The organism is Desulfosporosinus sp. HMP52 (assembly GCF_000765145.1).
Taxonomy (GTDB): Bacteria; Bacillota; Desulfitobacteriia; order Desulfitobacteriales; family Desulfitobacteriaceae; genus Desulfosporosinus.
Genome location: NZ_JMGA01000001.1, coordinates 1 through 20,308 on the forward strand (window position 1 = coordinate 1; position 20,308 = coordinate 20,308).

Genomic DNA, 20,308 nt, shown 5'->3' on the forward strand with positions numbered 1-20,308 from the left:
ATTTTCATTGACAATCAACATAAGGACTCTACTCCTCAGCCGCTTTTTATATGTTTACGGTGCTTACTTAAACCTTGTGTATAGACAAAAGGGATAGTACGATTATAACCTCATTATTTGACATCAAACGATTGAATAATCGGTCCCTGCCAATTCTGTAGCCAGACTTGCCCCGTATATCCATTTACATTAAGTTCCACATAATCCTTGCCATTTTTTTGAACCATAAATTCATAATACCCCGGTGCTAGTTCTGGTTTTCCGATCGAGTATCCTTGTCCCATTTTGGTTACGAACTCTTGTGCGTTCTTAGTAGCCTGTTCTTCGCTAACTGTAACGGCTCCATCGTTTCCCCAATTCATATGTCCATATTTTGTGTTCCACATATTATTTGGCCCCATGTCAGTTATGATCCCTCCCCCATTCTTGAAAACCATAACTTCATAGGCTTTATCCCCTGTCTTACCCTCTTTAAACTCTACCCCATAAACATTTGTAAATTCGTGGAGTTGGGAAATAACAAGGTCCTGGTTAATCTTCTGTGCGTAAGCTTTTGCAATTGCCACGGCTTGATCAGATGAGGCAACTTTACCGTCAGTGAGATCAACTCCCAGGCTTTTAGCGTCATAGCCTCCGCCCATCATGCCATAGCCCCCCTGACCTCCCATCATACCGTAGCCCCCCTGACCTCCCATCATGCCGTAGCCACCCTGGCCTCCCATCATGCTGTAGCCACCGCCATATCCGTAAGCCCCCTGGCCTCCCATCATGCTGTAGCCACCGCCATATCCGTAAGCCCCCTGGCCCCCCATCATGCCGTAACCACCACTATATCCATCTGATTCAGGAGTAGCAATAGAATCCGGGTTATTGTTTGTTGTAGAGAGTGTTAATATTGAGGGCTTAAGAGTAGTTTCTTGAATCTGCGTTGTTGTCGCGGTCGGTATATAACCGAGGGCCTGTCCTATAGATTTTGCTTCACCCGAGCCTGAATTTAGGGCAAACGCCGTACCCGAAAGTGCCACTAAGCTTACAATTGAGAGTCCTACGATCCATTTTGTCTTTTTCATATTTTTACCTCCTTAAAGTTTACCCAAGACCACTTTCAAAGCAGCCTTGTCTTCATGTCTCAAAGTATAAGGGATCAATTCGATTATGCTGTGAATGAGTTGTGAATTTCTTATGAAAAGGAGAGCTCAAACCTTGAGCTCAGATGGAATCGTTGGTCCAATTACTGGTAAGCAACTTAACTCTCTTTATATTACTAAAGATGGCCAGTTGAATAATACCCAACCACGTCAAGAGAAGGTAAATGCTATTATCTCTACTGCAAAAAAGTATATGGGTGTTCCTTATTTATGGGGTGGAACTTCTCTCGAGGCAGGTTTTGACTGTTCAGGTTATGTCCAGTATACGTTGGTGCCAAGCGAGTATTTTAGTCATTTTAAGCAAGTTTGGCTGGCTTTTCAAATTTAGAGAGATGTCTAAGAGGCTCAGACCCTAAATATCGGTCTGAGCCTTCTTTTATCCTAAGTAGGCGAAGACCACTCCTACCCTTGGGCATGTTCTTGATATCGAGATACCTGTTCATAAACCTTTAAGTCAGATGCCCGATTCGATGGGAAATCCGATGACCGGTGAGAGTACCCATTCAAACGATTCTTCCAATTCGGGAGGATCAAAGCAAAGCTTACCCAACAAAGCAAATGATTCAATATCCTCAGGATACACTATGCCTGGCAGCCAACATAAAAGCAGTAATCCTTCAGAATCTATCCCGATGCCCATGAAAAGTAACCCAGTACGATTAACTCATGAAAAAGTTGTGAATATCTCATGAAGAAGGGACTCTGAAATGTCAGAGCCCCTTCTCAAAGATTTGTGTATTTCTCCTATATAATCAGCTAACATAAAACAGTACAATTCTTTCCTCTTTGTTTCGCCCTTAAGAGTGCTTGATCAGAAGCCACAATAAGATCGTGAATACTCTCTCCATCGTCTGGATAATTTGAAACGCCTAAAGAAATCGTGATTTGAGGGTATGATCCATTATCAAGCCCACTTATTTCGGAACGGATCGTTTCGGCCATCTTCCAAGCGTTCGTTTTATCATAGTCCCTTAAAAGCAAAACTATCTCTTCTCCACCGTACCTATATACTCGATCACCCGCTCGAACACAAGCCTGAATTGTTTGTCCTACTTTAACCAGTACGCCATCCCCAACGTCGTGACCAAAACGATTATTGAAGTCTCGAAAATTGTCTATGTCAATAAAAATTAATGAATATGAACCATTATGTTCTTCTAGGTTCTTTATATCTTCGTCAAAAGCTCTACGATTAAGTATGCCTGTTAACTTATCAGTATTAAGTTTTACCCTTAGTTGCATGTTCACCTTCTTAAGCTTATCGAGTCTCCGGACAAATAGTTCCGCTGCGATGTAATTTATTAATCCGAAAACAATACCTAATATCAAGCATTTAACTATAATACTGTTAAAGAAAGGTACAAGCATGAAGTGCGTAAGTGCTGAATGAATAATTCCTATAAGTACCATAGCAAATAACAACAAGACTCGGATCATAACCAATAATACTCCCTTAACTTTTATTTTGTTATTTATGTTATCATTGCGTTATAAAAAAGTATATAGTGCTAACGGCATTTTGAAATGTTATGGAAAGCTTAAGGTTAGGAGTAGAGGATTTTATTTTGTTTGCAACTAAGGGGGAGCATACCACAATATTATTTCATAATCCTAAAAAAGCCGGTTTACTGGAACCATACATTCAGGTTCATCGTTGTGTGGAGAATTCACCAGTGGTGATACCTCGTAAGCAGCCATTCCTTCCGCTGGAAAAGGTGTTAGCAAACCTTTGACTTCACGGCTAGGGATAGCCCCATCCAGCCAAAGCGACTCCATGCCCTGTGGCAATATTACAGGCATTCGGTTGTGTATAGGCTCCATCAACTTATTAGGTGTAGTGGTGATAATTACACATGAGTTTATAGTTTGGCCTGTAGGTGACAACCAAGAATCCCACAGACCTGCGAAAGCAAATGGTCTACCGTCTTGAAGAGTGATTCTATAGGGTTTTTTAATTCTACCTTCTTTTTTCCACTCGTAGAAACCGTCTGCCAAGACCAGACATCGTTTTTGCTCAAAAGACTTGCGAAAACTTGGCTTTTCATCCACGGTCTCTGCTCGGGCATTAATTAATTTGTTTCCAATGCTCTCATCTTTAGCCCAATACGGAATAAGCCCCCACCGAAGCATTAGTAGGTGGTTACTTCCATTTTTATGGATCACCACAGGAACTTGTTGAGATGGTGCAATGTTATAGCGTGGACCAAACTCAAACTCAAGTTGGACTATACCAAAACGTTCCATAATGTTTTTTGGCTTGGAAAAGGAATATCGGCCACACATCTTCCGTATCCTCCATATTTCGAATATTATGCTAAAGCAAACAATTACCTTTATTTTACTTCTTGGGTTCGATAAAGATTATGATAATAGCACCAGTGTTCTAATCACAAAACGCTGGTGCTATTAAAATCTTCCTAGGTGGTATCAGGATAATGTTTAACAAAAAGTCCTTTATAATTTCTTCTCAAGTAAATAAAATAATCCTTTTCTCCACTTTACTTCCCCAACCTTTTGATATCCAAGAGTCTGATACATTTTTAAGGCATATGGATTTAGAGAATACGTGTCTAATCTTATAGATTGAATTCCCTCTGTCTTCAATATCTCTTCTATCTTTACCATAGTGTCGTTCCCGATTTTTTTATTTTGGTAGATTGGGTTAACACACAGTCGATGTACAACAGCAAACTTGTCATTGTCATATCTCCAGTTGCCATTCTTATACTCTTCTTCACATTCATTATTAATCACTAAAGCTGAAGCTATTTCGCCATCTTTAATTCCAACATACATTTGTCCATTTAATACGTCTTGTTCGAGATCTGTAGAAGTCGGGTAAAGGTCATCCCATTGATTAATATTGTTGTCGTTCATTACCTTAATAGCATTCTTAAATGTTTCTGTAATTATATCTAAATCCTCATACTCTGCTTTTCTGATTAGCAAACCAACACTCCCTCTCATATATAGAAAACAAGCAATCTTTCCTACGCTTAATCCTACTAATAGTCAGATTATTATTCGCCTAACAATATGTATTTACCTTTATTTTGCTCCTTAAGTCCGATAACTGTTGATCATTCCCTCGATATCGAGATGAATTGTGCCTGTTAATCCTTTGGGATAACTAATAGAGGCACCGCCTGGCTATGGTTTAATTCAGATACGGATTTGAATCTGAATATGAATATGAACTTTCTTAGACCAACAATTAGTAGAGTTTTGTCGAAATAACGACAAGAAATTTGTCAAATTAACGACAGTAATACAGAAAGTAATGTGCTATTTTTTATTATAGAGTCAAGCCTTATAATTGGGCGGTTTATGTGGATTCAGTTGTTAGGTTTGCGGATATTTGCTGGTCCCAGATAGGAAATTCAAATAGAGATTCAAATACACGTAGGATTAATACTGATCAAATTATCAGTGTTAGGATTAGCTTACTGGAAGGGAGATCATATTTATGGATGAACGCTTACTTATATTTCAAGAAGTAGCTAAAACTAACAATATTTCGTTATCTGCTAGGAAACTTCACATAAGTCAACCATCCGTTACTTTACAAATCAAGAGTCTTGAAAAAGAATATGGAGCAGAATTTTTTCACAGATCAAATAAAGGCGTAAGTCTAACAAAAGAGGGCAAAATCTTCTACGGTTATGTTCAAAGTGTTCTGGATATCTTAGCCTCTGCCAAAGAGGAAATAGAAGCTCTATCTAAGAATCAGAAAAAAATAATTAGTCTCGGCGCAACCTTGACCATCGGCGAATATATACTTCCGCATCTTATAACATTTTTGCACAGAATTCATCCGGAAGTTGAGTTTAAGGTTAAAATCGCCAATACTGAATCCATATCCCAAGATATCTTAGAGAAAAAAATGCATATTGGCTTAATTGAGGGGCCTGTGGGCAAGAACAAAAATCTAAATGTTGAAAGTTTCTGGGAAGATCAGTTGGTAGTTGTTATTCCTAATTTCCATCCCTGGGCAGCGAGAAAAACTATTAGACTCGATGAACTCATGAACGAGCGCATCTTGACCCGAGAAGAGGGTTCCGGAACTCGTAAGGTGATGGAGATTATGCTAAAGCAGAGCGGACTTGATCCTGCGCAGTTAAATATAGCAATGGAGTTAGGAAGTACTCAAGCGATCAAACATGCCGTAGCTGCCGGACTAGGTATAACCATCATTTCCGCCTTAACTGTCAGCAAAGAAAGTGATCAAAAAGTTTTTAAGACATTACAAATAGAAGACAGCCCCCTTTATCGCCCTCTTAATATACTAACAGATGCCCGCATTAAGAAAACTAAAGAGGAGAATATCTTAATCAACCTGTTAACAAATTGTGATTTGATTCAGAGAATTTTAGGTAAAGATGATTGTGACATAGCGGAACCAGCCATTATGCCACATTTAATTGCGTCTAAATAGATAATGTAAATTGTTAAAATAAACTAGCTTTGAATCATAAATAGTTTAATCTGACCAGGCTCTATATGCCTGGTCTATATGCCTGGTCTATTATTGTTGTTTCGGACTTAATCCTCTATGAGTGTTCCAATATGTCTGATACAGTTTATTGAGCAGTTGCAGGATTTAGTAAGGCGAACTGGCTGCGATACGAGATATTAGGGTGGTTGAGATGACTACGAACGATCTCTATGATCCGCCGGTGACGTAAGCAATTTTTGAGTGATTCATCTTAACACTACTTCAAGAAATTTGTTTTTAACTTCTTCCCATTTATTTTCTGGTATAGACGTATTATACATTTTTGTTATTCTATCTTTGAGATTGGTCAATTCGATAGCAGACGTTAAATTATAACCTTTCTTACTGTTTAAGCCTTTCATTACGTAATTTAAATTTGGTAAGATATAAATTGAATATTCATTTTGTGCTCTCCAAGCGGCCCTCATTTCATGGATACAATGGATATTTTTAAAATAATTATTGGACAACATATAAAATACATTCAATCTTTGTTTAATATGCTTATTTAGATATTCGAATATATCTTCATCTCCAGGTAAACCATGCCTTTCTGAAGATGTATACAGTATGTCAGCTTCAGGAACACCTAATTGTTCTAAAACATCTACAAATGCATCACACATCTCCTTATCTACTGATGAGTGACTGATAAAAATCTTCTTCATTTTGAACTTTACCTCTTTTCTCCAAAATCTTGGCTAAAAAAATGTTCTAAACTTAGAAACCACACCATCAGATAGATGAGAACGAGAGCTAAAATAAAATCACAAATGTTGCAACTCATACCTGATTTCACTGCAGTTAACTGGGAAATAGAACTCCTACATCCGGTCCAGAGCCAGCATTAACCCATGAATAATAGCCTGCGGCCGCGGAGGGCAGCCAGGCACGTAGATATCAACGGGAACAAAGGCATCAACAGCCCCTCTAATGGCATAGCTCTCACCGAAAATCTGATCGCCGCTGCAGGCACAGGCCCCCAAGGCCATGACCAGTTTGGGAGTAGGTGTAGCCTCATAGGTCATCAAGAGCGCTTGGGTAGAATTACGGGTGACAGGCCCGGTGACCATCAACAAATCAGCGTGGCGAGGAGAGGCCACAAAGTCAATACCATATTGCTGGATATCATAAACAGGGTTGCAAAGGTGGTTCATTTCAAAATCACAGCCGTTACAAGAACCAATGTCCAAATGCCTGATATGCAGGGACCGGCCCAGGACACGGCGGATTTTATTTTTCAGTTCTGACCCGGTATTGTCAACCAGTGAACCACCTAAGGTTGCCAGTTTGTAATTAGAAGTTTGTTTTAAACAGCCGTCTTGGCAAGACTCTACACATAGTCCACAAAAGACACAAGCCTTCTGGTTAATCATTGGAGAACCTTCGTACAATGTTATGGCCTTGGTAGGACAAACATTAACGCAGAGATTGCAGCCCGTACAGGCTACATTTTGCTCTACGACCACTTCACCCCTGGAACGTTCCGGGGGTACTGACTTTTCCCAGGGTTCTGTTACATTACCGGTAACGATAACTTTTTTCCAAACCTTTAACAATGCCGCACCCTCCTATCTGTCAACACAGGCGTATGATAACTCATAGCTCTTATTAATGAGCGGGAAGTCGGGGATAATGTTACCGGGTGCTGCTACGGTTAGGGCCGGCCAGTTAGGATAAGCGGCAGACCGAGCATACAGGCGGTAAACAGTATTGTTTTCCCCCACCATCAGCCAGTGAATGTTATTGCCCTGTGGTGATTCGCACCAGCCAAACCCGCTGCTGTAAGGTTTAATAGCGGGGATAGTTGCCTTCAGGGGTCCCTGGGGCATTTTCGCTAAAATCTGGCGGATCAGGTTCACAGTCTGAGCCACTTCATCGACACGAACCCACAGGCGTGCTGCGACATCACCGTCGGTGTAGACAGGAACGTCAAATTTCAGAGCTGAATAACAGCCATAGGGGAAATCCCGCCGGATATCTACATCAACCCCGGAGGCCCTGGCGCTAACCCCTACTACCCCTAAATCCAGAGCTGCCTGCCGGGGCACAATGCCGGTAGTCTCGACACGGTTCAGGAAGGCATCGTTTCCTCTAAAGAGTTCAATCATTTCATTGAAGTCAGGCATCAGTCTGTCTAGCATTGACCTGATCTCAGCGCTTAACTGATCGTTAATGTCAAGGCGCACACCACCGGGGACAACCATGCCCCGCAGGAAACGGTGACCGGTAAGTGCTTCGTTAACCCTCATAATATCTTCTTTCAGACGGGCACCTGCCATAATTCCTACAGCAAATCCCATCCCGGCACACAGGTTGCCGATATCGCCCACATGGTTGTAAAGGCGCTCCATTTCACCCACCAGAGCTCTTAAATACTGAGCTCTCGGCGGAACAGTTACGACCGCAATGTTTTCAATAGCCTGGCAGTAGGACAAAGAGTGGGCTACGGTGCAGATACCTGAGATGCGTTCGACCTGGTAAAAAGCTCTTTCAATGGGCGCCCCTTCAATGGCTTTTTCAATACCCCGGTGCAGGAAGAATAACTTGGCATCCAAGCGGATAATGTCCTCACCTGCCTGGCTGAAGCGGAAGTGACCGGGTTCAATGATACCGGCGTGGATTGGACCTACCGGTACCGTAAACACACCCTCCCCTTCTACCCCGGCCATCGGGAACTCTTTCTTAGCAGTGGGTACAGGTGTTTTGATGTTAAAGTCTTTGCGCAGCGGGAAGATCCCCTGGGGCCAGTTCTCATGCAAGGCCAGCGGTCTTAAATCCGGGTGGCCCACAGGCTTTAGGCCAAACATGTCGTAAATCTCACGCTCATACCAGGCCGCGGCTGAGATCTTAGGTGTAATTGAAGGAAACTCCAATTTCCCTTTTTCTTTCAAGACAGCTTTTATGACCTGCATACTTTTGCCTACTGAAAACAGGCAGTAGATAGCATAATTTCCGTTTAATTGCCGTTCGTCATTGGCGAACATGGACATTAGACCATTTTGTCCGTCAGCATAGAGCTGGTAGGCAGTCTCCCTTAACTCGGCAGCCGGAATCATTTTGTAATCCTTCATGTTTCCTAACCTCCTATCACAATCTCTGCTGCCTTAGTTAAGATTTCACTCAAAACGGTTGGCAGGTAAAATCCACCGACTATCATCAGACAGATGGAAAGACCAATGGCGGTTAGAGCGAGGTACGAAACATTGGCCTGCTTCATTTTTTCAGGGACGCTGCTAAAGGTCATTTTTAAGGCGTAGTTCATCAAACCGGCAAAGACGCCGACCAGCAACAGGAGTGTTAAACCACCCAGGAGCCACATTTTGTTCTCGAACATGGCATTGATCAGCAGGAACTTACTAATAAAGATGTTCAGTGGAGGTGTACCTGTGATGGCTAATATGCCAATCATGAACATCGTGGCTACGGCGGGCATCACCCGGGCAATACCTTGGATCTCTTTAAGGTGTCTGGTTTTATACTCCTGGCTGATGATACCGACCAGGTAGAACAGAGCAGACTTGGCTATGGCGTGGTTAATGATGTGTAATAGGGCTGCATACACTGCCAGGGGGGTACCGACACCGAAACCGATGGCGATAATGCCCATGTGTTCGACGGAAGAATAAGCCAGTAATCGTTTGACATCATGCTGTCCCAAGACAAAGGGTATGGCCAGCAAGACAGATAGGATACCAAGTCCGAGAAGCACCGTATGAATAAACTCTGTACCAATGGTTCCTTGGATAATAATGATGTTGCGAATCAGAGCGTAGAAAGCACAGCTCAGAAGCGCACCAGATAAAAGCCCGCTGACTGGCGAGGGGGCCTGACTGTGGGCATCCGGCAGCCAGGTATGCATGGGGGCCAGACCGGCCTTGGTGCCGTAACCAATCAGGATGAAGACAAAGGCTAATTTAACAATGGTAGGATTAAGGGTGGCGCTGATTTGCTTTAGGTAGAGCCAATTCAGAGCCTGGGTCTCGCCACCGGCATTAACCTGGGCGTAATAAAGAATCATAGTACCCAGCAAGGCTAAACAAATACCCACTGTGCAAATCATGACGTATTTCCAGGCTGCCTCCAGGGCAGAACGGTTGAAATAGAAGGCCACCAGCAGCGCGGAAGCCAGGGTTGTGCCTTCCACAGCCACCCACATCAGACCCAGGTTTCCTACAACCAGAACGCTCACCATGGCAAAGGTAAACAAGTTAAGCAGGGCGTAGTAGCGGGGAATCATCTTTTCCGTTGCATGTCCTTCTTTTACTTCCTTCTCCATATAAGGCAGTGAAAATAAGGTGGCGGTAAAGGTAAGCAGAGCTACCACTAAAAGCAGTACAGCACTTAGGTAGTCCACATACAGAAACTCGCTGCTAAATACTTTATTTTCCGTAATCTTGCAGATTATCGCCAGTATGACACCGCTTGTCAAGGTGCTCCCTGCCAGATTGGTATAGCGGATTGTGGTAAGATTCTTTTGCGGCAGGGTAATTAACCCAATGACAATAGGCAGCACTAAGGCCGCTAAGATCAACTCGAACATAAATATCACCCCTTTAACTCGTTTAAGATGCTGGTGTCTGTGGTCTCAAAGGAGTACTTAAGTCTATGAGTGAGAATTACCAACACAACCACAGCAACCAGGATATCAAAGAAGATACCCATCTCGATAATCAGCGGTAAACCTTTGGTGATGGATAAACCTAGAAGGTACAGTCCGTTCTCCATCGTTATTAGACCGACAACCTGCATAATGGCCTGAGACCGGGCGATGATCATCAAGAGACCAATCATCGTTAAGGCGATGGCTGCTCCTAAGGTTTCTCCAGCCATATGGGGCAATACTTTATTCACAAAGCCGTAGGAAACGATGATCGCCAGAATGGCCAGGAGGAAAGAGACGTTGAAGTTAGCAATTTCTCTTTCCTGTTTTAATTGCAAGGTAACCTTCCAAAGAGAATAGACGATTAAACCAACTTTAATGACTGCCGTCAGAACGGCAGCAATATACATATGAAATTCCCCGGTCTTAAGTCCGAATATCAAACAAGCCAGAGCCACAATCACCGACTGGAACCCTAAGATACCCACTGCAGTCCGCAGAGAGGATACCCTGGTTAAAATGACCGCAGCGGCTAAGAGCAGGACCGTCAATAGTGTCATTAATCTTTCCCTCCTTGCTACATGGCAATGATCGCCAGCAGTGATAAGCAGCCGGTTGCGATCAACAAACCTGGCAATCTGAACAGACGCATCTTGTTGGTACCGGTTTCAATACCCGCCAGGACAACAGCAATTACCAAGACCTTAAGGATCAGCCAAACAACGGGCGGCAGAATACCAGCAGGGTTCCAGGGCAGAAAGAAGTTGACCATCAGTATGATGGTAACCAGCTGCTTAATCGCGGAACCCCAAAAGATTAAACCCACCGAGCGTCCGCAATACTCTAAGACCATCCCTTCGTGAACCATTGTTAATTCCAGGTGTGTATCCGGGTTGTCTACCGGGATACGTCCGGTTTCAGCCACAGTAAGAATCAGAAATGCGATAGCCGCCAGGATGGCCGACAAGGAAATTCCGGAAGATGCCGCGGCACCAGCCATTTGAGACATGACCGTGCCATTGGCCCTCAGGGCCACAGTAAGCAAGGTCAGCATCATCACAGGCTCAACCAGAACATTGATAAACATTTCCCGGGAACCACCCATCCCGCCAAAAGTACTGCCTGCATCCAGGGAGGCCAGGGCCAAAAAGAACCTGCCCAGTCCCAGCATGTAGATCAAGACAAAGATGCTGTCATAGTGCAAACCCCGGTCAAACAGGAGAGTTGGGGCCAAGGCTGCCGCTCCCAGGGCTGTGGCAAAATAAATATAGGGGGCTGCCTTGAAAATCCAGGAAACTGTCGGAGAAAATACATTATCTTTTTTGAAGAATTTTCGTAGATCGTAGTAAACCTGAAAGTAACCGGGTCCCTTTCTGCTTTGCATTTTGCCCTTGGTGTTTTTGATCACACCGGCTACCAAAGGAGCCAGCATTGCCAGCACGACCACCTGTATGAGCATGAACAATACTGACATGCTTACCACCTCACTCCCAGAATTAGAATAACTACCGTTACAAGCAGGACATAACCAATGTAATGTTGCAAATTACCGGATTGCAGGGGTTTGACACGGTTGACCAAGAACAAGATCCCTTTTTTAACCGGTTGATAAAGCCAGCTGTTAATTAAATAGCTGATCCTCACTGTCATTTTCATCTTAACCCCGTGGTAGGGATTAAGGGATTTATCGGTAGTAACATTGTCTTTTGTACGGAGAACAGTCTTATAGGCCCGGCGAACCGGTTGGGCAAAACCGGTGGCAGTGTATTCCATCCGGGCATTAGGAATAATACCGCAGGTCCAGGTTTCTCCTTCAACATTTTTCGGTTTACCATTGAAGTTGTAGACCAGCACAGCGGCGATCAGACCAACAACCAGCATACCCACGACTACCGGCATGGCGATGATGCCATTGGCCTGTGGGATGTTGAATGCCGCGGCATACCAATGATTGTTGAACAGACTGCTGACCTCAAGTCCGGCAGATTGGGATACAACAGCCTGTAAAAGGTTGAGCATCCATTGGGGCCAGACACCCAGAGCCAAGCACATTAGGGACAGAAGGCCCATCCCGGTCAGCATTGTGCCGGGAACTTCTTGGGCCAGTTCCGCGTGTTTACTGCGGGGCTTGGCCAGGAAGGTTACCCCAAAGGCTTTAACAAAACAATTCGCTGCCAGGGCACCCGTTAAGCCCAGCAATCCAATCAATATAACAGACCCTAATCGAGGAATGACACCTGTTACTGCCTGGGGCAGATAGAAAAGTGACTGGTAAGTCAGCCATTCACTGACGAAACCATTCAGTATCGGCAAAGCTGAGATTGCAGCGGCACCGGTTAAAAAGAAAACTGCGGTGTAAGGCATTTTTTTTATCAGTCCGCCCAGGTCCTCAATGTTTTTAGTATGGGTTGAATAGAGTACCGAACCGGCACCCAGGAAGAGCAGGGATTTAAAGACGGCGTGGTTAAAAACGTGGTAAAGTCCTGCTATAAAAGCCAGTCCCGCCAGGACAGGCTGATTGTTACTCATGAAGACCATACCCGCGCCAATACCCAGCAAGATGATACCGATGTTTTCTACCGAGCTATACGCCAGCAGGCGCTTTAGGTCGTTCTGCATCAGGGCATATAAAACACCAAGGACTGAGGAGATAATGGCTAAGAAAAGAACCACCTCACCCCACCAGGCAGGTCCGACACCCAAGAACTCCAGGTAGAACCGGCACAGGCCATAAATCGCAGTTTTGATCATAATACCGGACATCAGTGCCGAGACATGGCTGGGTGCCGCAGGGTGTGCTTCAGGCAGCCAAATGTGCAGGGGGATCACACCTGCCTTGGTACCGAAACCAATTAAGGCACAGAAAAAAACAATGTTACGCATGGTATTTGTTAAGGAAGCACCTTTGAACATTTGGAAGTCCAAACTGTGCACCGTCATACTAAGGATTAATAATGCCGTTGTAATAAAGACTGTACCCAGGGTGGTCATCAAAATGTACTTAAAGGCAGCACGGGTGTTAGCTGTCTTTTCATATTCATGGTTGACCAGGAAGAAAGAAACTACGGTCATGAGCTCCCAGGCGATCAGGAAATAGGCCACATGGCTGACGGTGAGTACCAGAGCCATGGATAAGATAAAACAGTTATAAAGTGCGGCCATTAATCCTAATCGCTGCTTGTAATACTCCCGGCTGTAGCCGAGAGCGTAAATACTGGCCGCTGTCCCTACAGCTCCTAAGGCCAGCAGAAAAAAAGCAGCTAAATTATCAATTCGGATGATTAATGGTCCAACCGGCAGGCCCATAGCATAAGTGAAAGTCATGCCACCGGCAATAAATACTTCAACTGAACAGGCCACAATGGCTAAACAACCTAACACTGATAAACCGTGAGCTAAAATATTCGTTACTTTTGGGCTGCTGTTCGTTAGGATGGGCATTAAAATGCCTGCGGTAAACAGCAGCAGCATTACCAGATAGATTTTTTCTATCACGAAATTCACCACCTACTTATCGGTTTGTTAAAAAATAATGAGACCAACTTGGTAATTATTTCACTAGTTTGCCAGCTCCTTCCCCTGACAAATATTTAGTTGCTTCATGGTTGTGCGATTTGACATTATACAGCATTAATTAGCAAGAACTATGCCTACAATATTAGCTTCATATGGTTTATGCCAACTACGGGCTAAACCAGCATGATTACTGGAATAGATGGGACTTTGCAGTCAGATAAAAACTTATCATTTTCTGGGCTGACTATAAATGAACGTATACGTTATTGTTATAGGTATGAAAATATTGCATGGTTTAATATGAAAAAATCCCCCGCACCACCATTCATAAGTGAACACTTACAATGATGGATCGGGGGAAGATAATTAATTCTTTCTGGCAAGGTTTTTCTGCATTCTTTCAAGACGGTAGTAAAGGGCTCGCACTGAAATTCCCAAATGTTGAGCGGCTTTTGTCTTGTTGCCCTTGTATATTCTCAGGGCTTCCTCAACCAGATCATCTATGTGCTTGTCAAGATTAATTGGGTCAGGCGGTAAAGATTTGGTTTCTTTTTTCTCCCCTGTACCCTTGGGCGTAGGATTACCCGTAGCTTTTGGAGTAAGATTGCTTAGATGCTCTAATTTTAACTCTTCATCATCAAACATAAAAGATACCCATTCCATTGCGTTGCGAAGTTCCCGCACATTGCCCGGCCATTGATAGGACAAGAGAAACTTGGCAGCCGGTTCACTGATCCTGCTGAAATGTTTACCCCGGCGTTGGGAAAAGTCCTTTAAGAACATTAGGGTATGAGGCAGTATGTCGTCTACTCTTTCACGCAAGGGAGGGATTAAGATCCGCCCTACTTTGAGCCTATAGTATAAATCTATACGGAACATGCCTGCCTCAATTTGCTTTTCAAAGTCCAAGTTTGCGGTACAAATAATTCGCACATCCGTTTTAATCTTTTTCAAGCCGCCAACACGATAGAAACTTTTTTCTTCTAATACGCGGAGAAGTTTAGCCTGCAGTTCCAAAGGCAATTCGACTATTTCATCCAAAAACAGAGTGCCGCCGGCTGCAATGTCAAATTTGCCTTTTTGCCCTTTGTTCACCCCCCCGGTAAAAGAACCGCCTTCGTAACCAAACAGCTCACTTTCAAATAAGGTTGGGGAAATGGCAGCACAGTTTATATCCACAAAGGGACCCGGGGTTTCCATGTTTCCATAGTGTATGATTCGAGCGATAACCTCTTTCCCCACTCCCGTTTCGCCTTGAATCAAGACAGGAACCGTTCGATCCGTATGGTATTGCTGGGCATGCTTGACCAGGCTTTTCATCACCTCAGAAAAAACCCCAATATTTTCAATCCCGGCCTGTTTAGCAACCAGTTGCTTAAGTTGGGTTAATTGATGTTCAGCCTCCTTAGTGGCCTCTTGTAACTTCTCATCAAAGTGCTCAGTAAGCACTTTATTTTCATACAAGAGATTCTGGTGTTCCTCAACTCGTTCCAGGATCGACGTTAATTCCTCAAAGTTAATGGGCTTGGTCAAATAATCATAGGCTCCTGCCCTTAAAGCGGAAATAGCCAGAGATACGTCGACAAAACCTGTATAAAGTACCAGGTCTGCTTTTGGTTCCATGTCTAAGGACTTAATTGCCTCAATCAGTTCTATACCTGACATACCGGACATTTTTATGTCTGATAATACCATCTGAAAGCGGTTCTCTTTGTAAACTTCCAAAGCTTCTTCGCCGGAATCACACTCGATTATAGTATGACCCTGGAGAGCTAAGTAGTTGGCTAAAAATGACCTACTCTCCCGTTCATCATCTACAAGTAAAATCTTCACAGCTTCTCGCCTCCATGATGCTTAACAACTAGGAAAGGTAATATGAATACTAGCTCCGCCACTGGGGTTATTAGCCACTGAAATCGTTCCGTTACTTGACATTACAATCGAATGAACAATCGACATTCCCAGGCCCATGGAACTGCCGGCATCCTTGGTACTAAAAAATGGTTCAAATATTTTTTGGGCAATCTCCGGGTCAATCCCTGGTCCATTATCCCTAACTGTTAGGTGGATTTTATGGTCTGCTACCCAGGTACTGATGACGATTTCTTTTTGTTCCTGTATATAGGGTTCTAAGGCCTGTACTGCATTCATTAGTAAGTTTAACACAACTTCCTCAAAACGAACAAAGCAGCCGCAGACAGGTAAAACAGCCTCTAGTTTTTTGCTTACTTTAATACGCCGTGATAAAATCTGGTTATTTACCAGGGACAAGGAATTTTCCACCACTTCGTTGATATCACAGGGTACATAATCAAAACTCTGGCTGTGTTTAAGGAAGGAACGCAGGTGGTTTACGATGGAATCGATGCGGTCAACCTGTCGGGATATATTCGTGACACTTTTTATAATTTCTTCTCCAGGCACCTCTTTCCTGGAGTTATAGAGATATAGGATTGTTTCTGCCAAAACCTTAATGGCATTTAAGGGTTGGTTAATTTCGTGAGCAATTCCTCCGCCGATAACGGCCAGGGTGGCAACCCTGGAAGCCCTTTCAGTTGCTTCTCTGGCTTCGGCAATTTTTAATTCTGCTTGTTTTTGGGCAGTTATATCTCGTCCCACAGACTGGTATTCCACGATTTTACCATGCTCATTTAGGATAGCCCGGTTCACCCACTGGGTCCAATGTACTTTGCCTTGATTGTCAACAAATCTCGGTTCCGTAACGACAACAGGGTTTTCCGGGGTCAAAGAGTAAACTTTTTTCCTTATTTCCTCCCGGTCGTCGGCCCGAATAAAAGTAGTAAAATTTTGCCCAATAATTTCTTCGACGGGTTGTCCGATAAATTTGCCAAAGGACCCATTTACAAAAGTAAGGGTTCCATCAGTGTTAAACCGCCTGATCAGTTCAACCTGATCCTCCACAATTGCCCTGTACCTGGCTTCACTTCTTTTGAGCTGCTCCTCTACTTGTTTTTGGTTGGTAATATCCCTACCCACGGATTGATACTCAACTATTTGCCCGCTCTCGTTAAAGACAGCTCTATTTGTCCACTGCTGCCAAACAACTTCCCCATTTGGTCTGATAAAGCGGCGCTCAGCGATAGCCACCGGATTCTCTTTGTTAAGGGAGAAAATCTGGCTATGGACAGTTTCTCGATCCTCCGCCGGGAATAAATTCATGAAGTTTTGGCCCAGTAATTCATCCATGGCCTTACCATAATACTTGCAGAAGGCACTATTGAGAAAGGTCAGCGTACCGTCCGGTCGAAAACGCCTGATCAGTTCAATCTGATCTTCCACCACTGCCTGGTAGCGGGCCATACTTTCTTTTAAAGCCAGTTCAGTCTGCCTGTACTTGGTAATATCCCGGGCAATCCCTTGCAGTCTGCCGTCGGAAAGTATATTAATTGTTAATTCACACAAGAAAACAGAGTTATCTTTTCGCCGGCACCATAATTCTTCAATAATTTTCTTACCTTCTTTAATTTTAGAAACAAGTTCATACCCGTTATTCAGGCCTTCCGAAGCAATTAACTCAACGAAGTTTTTCTCTCTAAGTTCCTCCTTAGCATAGCCAAACATTGAGCAAAGCCAGGAATTTATGTTTATTAGGCGGTATTCCCAATCAGTTACAAAGATGCCTACACCGGCTTGATCGACTAATACCCGGTATAATTCATTGCTTTGACGATAGGATTCCATTTTTCGAGAGATATCTATAGATTGATTCGCAGCGAGTTTAAGATTGATTTTTCTTCTGTATTGTCTCGACATTTACATAAACTCCTTTGACATGACAGTACTGTCGTTGCACGGGTTAGCCGTCTCACACCTTATCACATGCGGCTAGTCGAATGCTAACAAAATCACCAATTGATAGTGTAAGCCATTATTTCTGCCTTTTCGGGCTCATTGTGAAAGGCTAACCGGCATGGCCAGTTTATTCTTATGAACATTCCCTTTCCTCTCGCTTATGTAACCGGGAGCCTGTTTGAGGACTAGATTAAAGATATGAAAAGGATATAGTATATTAATCTTCTTTGAAAAACTGCACCGCAGTCTTAATTACCTGGTTCAATCCGTCCGGAGTCCTAATACGGTGATCTGCACCTTTGACCTCGGTTAATCTCGCTCCGAACTGCTTGGCAAAGCGCCGCGCGTCCACCACAGACGCGGTCTCATCGGCATCACCGTGGATCATAGCTAACTCTGCCTGACCCCGCTGGTAGAGTTGGAACACATTATTCGCGTCTAGGTCGGCGTAGAATTCCCTTGTGATCTTCAAAGGGCGAATATAGTCAACATCCAGCATAATGTAGCCCTGCTCCCTTAGCTTAGTATACTGCTCCGGAGAAGTAGCGTTTTTAAACAGCCCCTGCATATCCACTGCCGCACAGCGCAATAACGATCTCTTGCCTGTGTGGGTGCGCGTTGCCAGATAGATCAAATTGATGTACGCTCCGAAGCTGGAGGAGAAATAGGCGATATCCGCCTCAGGCCTGAGCTCAAGGATATAGGCTTCCACCGCAGAAAGGTCGTTCAGACAGTTAGATATTCTAAACATCTCGCCGTCTACCGTGCTATCGCCATGAGCGGGAAAATCAAAGCTATAAGTCCCAATGCCGTGTTCCGAAAGTGCTGCTGCAATAGACTTAGCCGTCGGACTTTCCTTGCTGCTGCCAAGTCCATGGCTAATGATGACAATCCTCTTCTCGTCACCGCTTAGATTGTTCACGCACGGGATATTGTAACCGTTTAATCCACGAATGCTTTCTTTTTGCATGACAGCCTCCTTCATTCGCCCAATAAGTATTTGAATACTTAAACCTCATTATAAAATATTTCGACAAGCAAATGACATATCCTCTCTTTGACACATTTCATAAGATGTTAGTCACGACCCAATATTCATACAGTGAAAACCTATCCAAGCCAATATAAAAAAATCCTTGCAACGCTAATAGAAGCACCGCCTGGCAGTTTATTGAGCAGTTGCAGGATTTAGTAAGGCGAACTGGCTGCGATACGGGATATTAGGGTGGTTGAGATGACCACAAACGATCTCTATGATCCGCCGGTGACGTAAGCAATTTCCCATAGAAAAGGAGCGCCTTTAAACTGCACTCAGTTCTTTAGGCGCCTCCTTCTTTTACTTATTCCTAGACATTGGAATATATGATTTCCCTTTATTAACTGGAACCAGGCATTAGACAAAGAAAGCTATAGTGTTCGGTTTTTTAAGGTAATATTATCGTTAACAATTCTTCAAAACAATCAATCACATAATCATACTCTTCAACCTTACCAAAGCCATATCTGGCATATACAAAGGGAATTTCCGCCACTTTGGCTGACTGAGCATCTCCCATGGTATCTCCTACATAAATAGGTTTTTTTAGTTCATTTCTTGCTATGAGGATTTTATTGGTTTCCCCTTTTGACAGCCCGGTTACACCCCAACATTCAAAATCACTGAAGTATTTATTTAAGCTATGGGCCTTAAAGAAGGCCTGGATATAGCCATCCTGACAATTACTGACTATGAACAATTTGTATTTTTCAGCTAACTTTACAAGGGTTTCTTCTAATTTAGGGTATAATATTCCGCCATGTTTCTCTAAATGAGCTTGTTCTGTTTCACAGAATTCTTTCATTAATTTCTTTTGACTAGGTTCATCTAATTCCGGGAACAACTTTTTGCCTATTTCATCCATTGGCAGCCCCATGCAGCCCTGCATATCTTCAGGGGTTACTCCCTTTATAATGTTAGGATAATTGGCTAAGACCGTTTCCCAGGCCTCACAAATTCCTGCCATGGAATTCCAAAGTGTGCCGTCTAAATCAAAAATAATACTATCAATCTCCATTTTCTTACCATCCTTTAAATTGCTACCGATCCAATATGTTTGCTTCGCAGGAGAATAATAATAAGAGAAACAATCTATCGATTATGAAAATGCGTTGTCTCCCTTTTAAATAGAAGGAAACACCGCACTCAAATCTACCATTAAATCTGGAAATATTGATACATTTATTGTTTCATCTTCTGTGTATATTTCTGGCCTACCATACCTACCGTTACTTTGCAATATGAATACACTTACAAGCTTACCTTCTGGCTCAACAATCCAGTATTCCACAACTCCAGCTTTTTCATATTGATTAAACTTGGTAACCCTGTCATGTTTAATCGAAGATGGAGAAATAATTTCAATTATCAAGTCGGGTATACCCTTACAGCCTTGTTTATCAATTTTAGATTGGTCACATACAACAGTAATGTCAGCTCCTTTCTGCAAATCCATGTAGCCGAGATAATAATGGGTACTGGAACTTTTCGGGCAGTACTTCCTCTATAAAACTACCTTCTAACAGACTTAGAAACATCGGTGATCATTCTAATTATAGTGATACTTGAATCAACTGTGGTATACTATAAGCAAAGAGGAGCCATGTTGCTCGCATGACTCCAATATAACAACCGCTTCTAGAGCGGTCGGCGTCAAAAGTGCGGAATAGACCGAACCTTTGTTGTGAGGCGGTCTA

The 20,308-nt window shown here is 43.3% G+C and carries 18 protein-coding genes and 1 pseudogene; 2 read left to right on the forward strand and 17 right to left on the reverse strand.

Annotation, left to right across the window (positions count from 1 at the left end; translation table 11 throughout):
* Positions 1-113 precede the first annotated feature (113 nt).
* Positions 114-1,070 carry a PepSY domain-containing protein gene (locus tag DP73_RS00005; protein ID WP_034596458.1) on the reverse strand — a complete coding sequence of 319 codons (957 nt, stop codon included), beginning with the start codon at positions 1,068-1,070 and terminating at the stop codon, positions 114-116.
* 133 nt (positions 1,071-1,203) lie between these two features.
* Between DP73_RS00005 and DP73_RS00010 the strand changes: the two genes are divergently transcribed.
* On the forward strand, positions 1,204-1,476 hold the full coding sequence (locus tag DP73_RS00010) for an NlpC/P60 family protein (protein WP_034596459.1): 273 nt from the start codon (positions 1,204-1,206) through the stop codon (positions 1,474-1,476).
* Positions 1,477-1,602: 126 nt separating this feature from the next.
* On the opposite strand, the gene DP73_RS00015 is transcribed toward DP73_RS00010, so the two are convergent.
* The 4 genes from DP73_RS00015 to DP73_RS00030 form a co-directional block, all read right to left on the reverse strand.
* Positions 1,603-1,788 (reverse strand): hypothetical protein, encoded by a 186-nt coding sequence (locus DP73_RS00015; RefSeq protein WP_034596460.1) that lies wholly within the window; start codon positions 1,786-1,788, stop codon positions 1,603-1,605.
* Between the two features lie 116 nt (positions 1,789-1,904).
* Positions 1,905-2,585 (reverse strand): GGDEF domain-containing protein, encoded by a 681-nt coding sequence (locus DP73_RS00020; protein ID WP_034596461.1) that lies wholly within the window; start codon positions 2,583-2,585, stop codon positions 1,905-1,907.
* Positions 2,586-2,759: 174 nt separating this feature from the next.
* On the reverse strand, positions 2,760-3,431 hold the full coding sequence (locus DP73_RS00025; protein WP_034596462.1) for an SOS response-associated peptidase: 672 nt from the start codon (positions 3,429-3,431) through the stop codon (positions 2,760-2,762).
* A gap of 171 nt (positions 3,432-3,602) precedes the next feature.
* Positions 3,603-4,097 (reverse strand): GNAT family N-acetyltransferase, encoded by a 495-nt coding sequence (locus DP73_RS00030; protein ID WP_128751353.1) that lies wholly within the window; start codon positions 4,095-4,097, stop codon positions 3,603-3,605.
* A gap of 517 nt (positions 4,098-4,614) precedes the next feature.
* Between DP73_RS00030 and DP73_RS00035 the strand changes: the two genes are divergently transcribed.
* Positions 4,615-5,583, forward strand: coding sequence for a LysR family transcriptional regulator (locus tag DP73_RS00035; RefSeq protein ID WP_034596464.1), 969 nt, complete (start codon positions 4,615-4,617; stop codon positions 5,581-5,583).
* A 266-nt stretch (positions 5,584-5,849) separates the two neighbouring features.
* On the opposite strand, the gene DP73_RS00040 is transcribed toward DP73_RS00035, so the two are convergent.
* The 12 genes and pseudogenes from DP73_RS00040 to DP73_RS00095 form a co-directional block, all read right to left on the reverse strand.
* The gene (locus DP73_RS00040; RefSeq protein WP_034596466.1) at positions 5,850-6,311 is read right to left on the reverse strand and encodes a toll/interleukin-1 receptor domain-containing protein; all 462 of its coding nucleotides are present in this window, start codon (positions 6,309-6,311) and stop codon (positions 5,850-5,852) included.
* A gap of 156 nt (positions 6,312-6,467) precedes the next feature.
* A complete protein-coding gene (gene nuoB / locus DP73_RS00045; RefSeq protein WP_034596467.1) occupies positions 6,468-7,202 on the reverse strand; it encodes an NADH-quinone oxidoreductase subunit NuoB in 735 nt (244 codons plus the stop codon).
* Positions 7,203-7,214: 12 nt separating this feature from the next.
* Entirely contained in the window at positions 7,215-8,717 is a 1,503-nt protein-coding gene (locus DP73_RS00050) for an NADH-quinone oxidoreductase subunit C (RefSeq protein ID WP_034596469.1), read from the reverse strand.
* A 5-nt stretch (positions 8,718-8,722) separates the two neighbouring features.
* Positions 8,723-10,186 carry a hydrogenase 4 subunit F gene (locus tag DP73_RS00055; protein WP_034596470.1) on the reverse strand — a complete coding sequence of 488 codons (1,464 nt, stop codon included), beginning with the start codon at positions 10,184-10,186 and terminating at the stop codon, positions 8,723-8,725.
* Between the two features lie 5 nt (positions 10,187-10,191).
* Complete coding sequence (locus DP73_RS00060; RefSeq protein ID WP_034596472.1) at positions 10,192-10,806, reverse strand: hydrogenase; 615 nt, start codon at positions 10,804-10,806, stop codon at positions 10,192-10,194.
* A gap of 17 nt (positions 10,807-10,823) precedes the next feature.
* Entirely contained in the window at positions 10,824-11,705 is an 882-nt protein-coding gene (locus DP73_RS00065) for an NADH-quinone oxidoreductase subunit H (protein WP_242865647.1), read from the reverse strand.
* A 17-nt stretch (positions 11,706-11,722) separates the two neighbouring features.
* The gene (gene hyfB, locus DP73_RS00070; RefSeq protein ID WP_034596475.1) at positions 11,723-13,741 is read right to left on the reverse strand and encodes a hydrogenase 4 subunit B; all 2,019 of its coding nucleotides are present in this window, start codon (positions 13,739-13,741) and stop codon (positions 11,723-11,725) included.
* 387 nt (positions 13,742-14,128) lie between these two features.
* The gene (locus DP73_RS00075; protein ID WP_034596476.1) at positions 14,129-15,595 is read right to left on the reverse strand and encodes a sigma-54 dependent transcriptional regulator; all 1,467 of its coding nucleotides are present in this window, start codon (positions 15,593-15,595) and stop codon (positions 14,129-14,131) included.
* Between the two features lie 21 nt (positions 15,596-15,616).
* Positions 15,617-17,536 carry a PAS domain-containing sensor histidine kinase gene (locus tag DP73_RS00080; protein ID WP_034596477.1) on the reverse strand — a complete coding sequence of 640 codons (1,920 nt, stop codon included), beginning with the start codon at positions 17,534-17,536 and terminating at the stop codon, positions 15,617-15,619.
* A 256-nt stretch (positions 17,537-17,792) separates the two neighbouring features.
* Positions 17,793-18,545 (reverse strand): alpha/beta hydrolase, encoded by a 753-nt coding sequence (locus DP73_RS00085; protein WP_034596478.1) that lies wholly within the window; start codon positions 18,543-18,545, stop codon positions 17,793-17,795.
* A 454-nt stretch (positions 18,546-18,999) separates the two neighbouring features.
* A complete protein-coding gene (locus tag DP73_RS00090) occupies positions 19,000-19,629 on the reverse strand; it encodes an HAD family hydrolase (RefSeq protein WP_034596479.1) in 630 nt (209 codons plus the stop codon).
* A gap of 105 nt (positions 19,630-19,734) precedes the next feature.
* Positions 19,735-20,046, reverse strand: a pseudogene (locus DP73_RS00095) (Uma2 family endonuclease); the annotation flags it as partial.
* Positions 20,047-20,308: the final 262 nt, after the last annotated feature.

Excerpts from the sequence above, each read along its gene's own strand:
- DP73_RS00005 (WP_034596458.1), bottom strand. The coding sequence starts at position 1,070 with ATGAAAAAGACAAAATGGATCGTAGGACTCTCAATTGTAAGCTTAGTG.
- DP73_RS00015 (WP_034596460.1), bottom strand. The coding sequence starts at position 1,788 with ATGGGCATCGGGATAGATTCTGAAGGATTACTGCTTTTATGTTGGCTG.
- DP73_RS00020 (WP_034596461.1), bottom strand. The coding sequence starts at position 2,585 with ATGATCCGAGTCTTGTTGTTATTTGCTATGGTACTTATAGGAATTATT.
- DP73_RS00025 (WP_034596462.1), bottom strand. The coding sequence starts at position 3,431 with ATGTGTGGCCGATATTCCTTTTCCAAGCCAAAAAACATTATGGAACGT.
- DP73_RS00035 (WP_034596464.1), top strand. The coding sequence starts at position 4,615 with ATGGATGAACGCTTACTTATATTTCAAGAAGTAGCTAAAACTAACAAT.
- DP73_RS00040 (WP_034596466.1), bottom strand. The coding sequence starts at position 6,311 with ATGAAGAAGATTTTTATCAGTCACTCATCAGTAGATAAGGAGATGTGT.
- DP73_RS00050 (WP_034596469.1), bottom strand. The coding sequence starts at position 8,717 with ATGAAGGATTACAAAATGATTCCGGCTGCCGAGTTAAGGGAGACTGCC.
- DP73_RS00055 (WP_034596470.1), bottom strand. The coding sequence starts at position 10,186 with ATGTTCGAGTTGATCTTAGCGGCCTTAGTGCTGCCTATTGTCATTGGG.
- DP73_RS00060 (WP_034596472.1), bottom strand. The coding sequence starts at position 10,806 with ATGACACTATTGACGGTCCTGCTCTTAGCCGCTGCGGTCATTTTAACC.
- DP73_RS00065 (WP_242865647.1), bottom strand. The coding sequence starts at position 11,705 with ATGCTCATACAGGTGGTCGTGCTGGCAATGCTGGCTCCTTTGGTAGCC.
- DP73_RS00080 (WP_034596477.1), bottom strand. The coding sequence starts at position 17,536 with ATGTCGAGACAATACAGAAGAAAAATCAATCTTAAACTCGCTGCGAAT.
- DP73_RS00085 (WP_034596478.1), bottom strand. The coding sequence starts at position 18,545 with ATGCAAAAAGAAAGCATTCGTGGATTAAACGGTTACAATATCCCGTGC.
- DP73_RS00090 (WP_034596479.1), bottom strand. The coding sequence starts at position 19,629 with ATGGAGATTGATAGTATTATTTTTGATTTAGACGGCACACTTTGGAAT.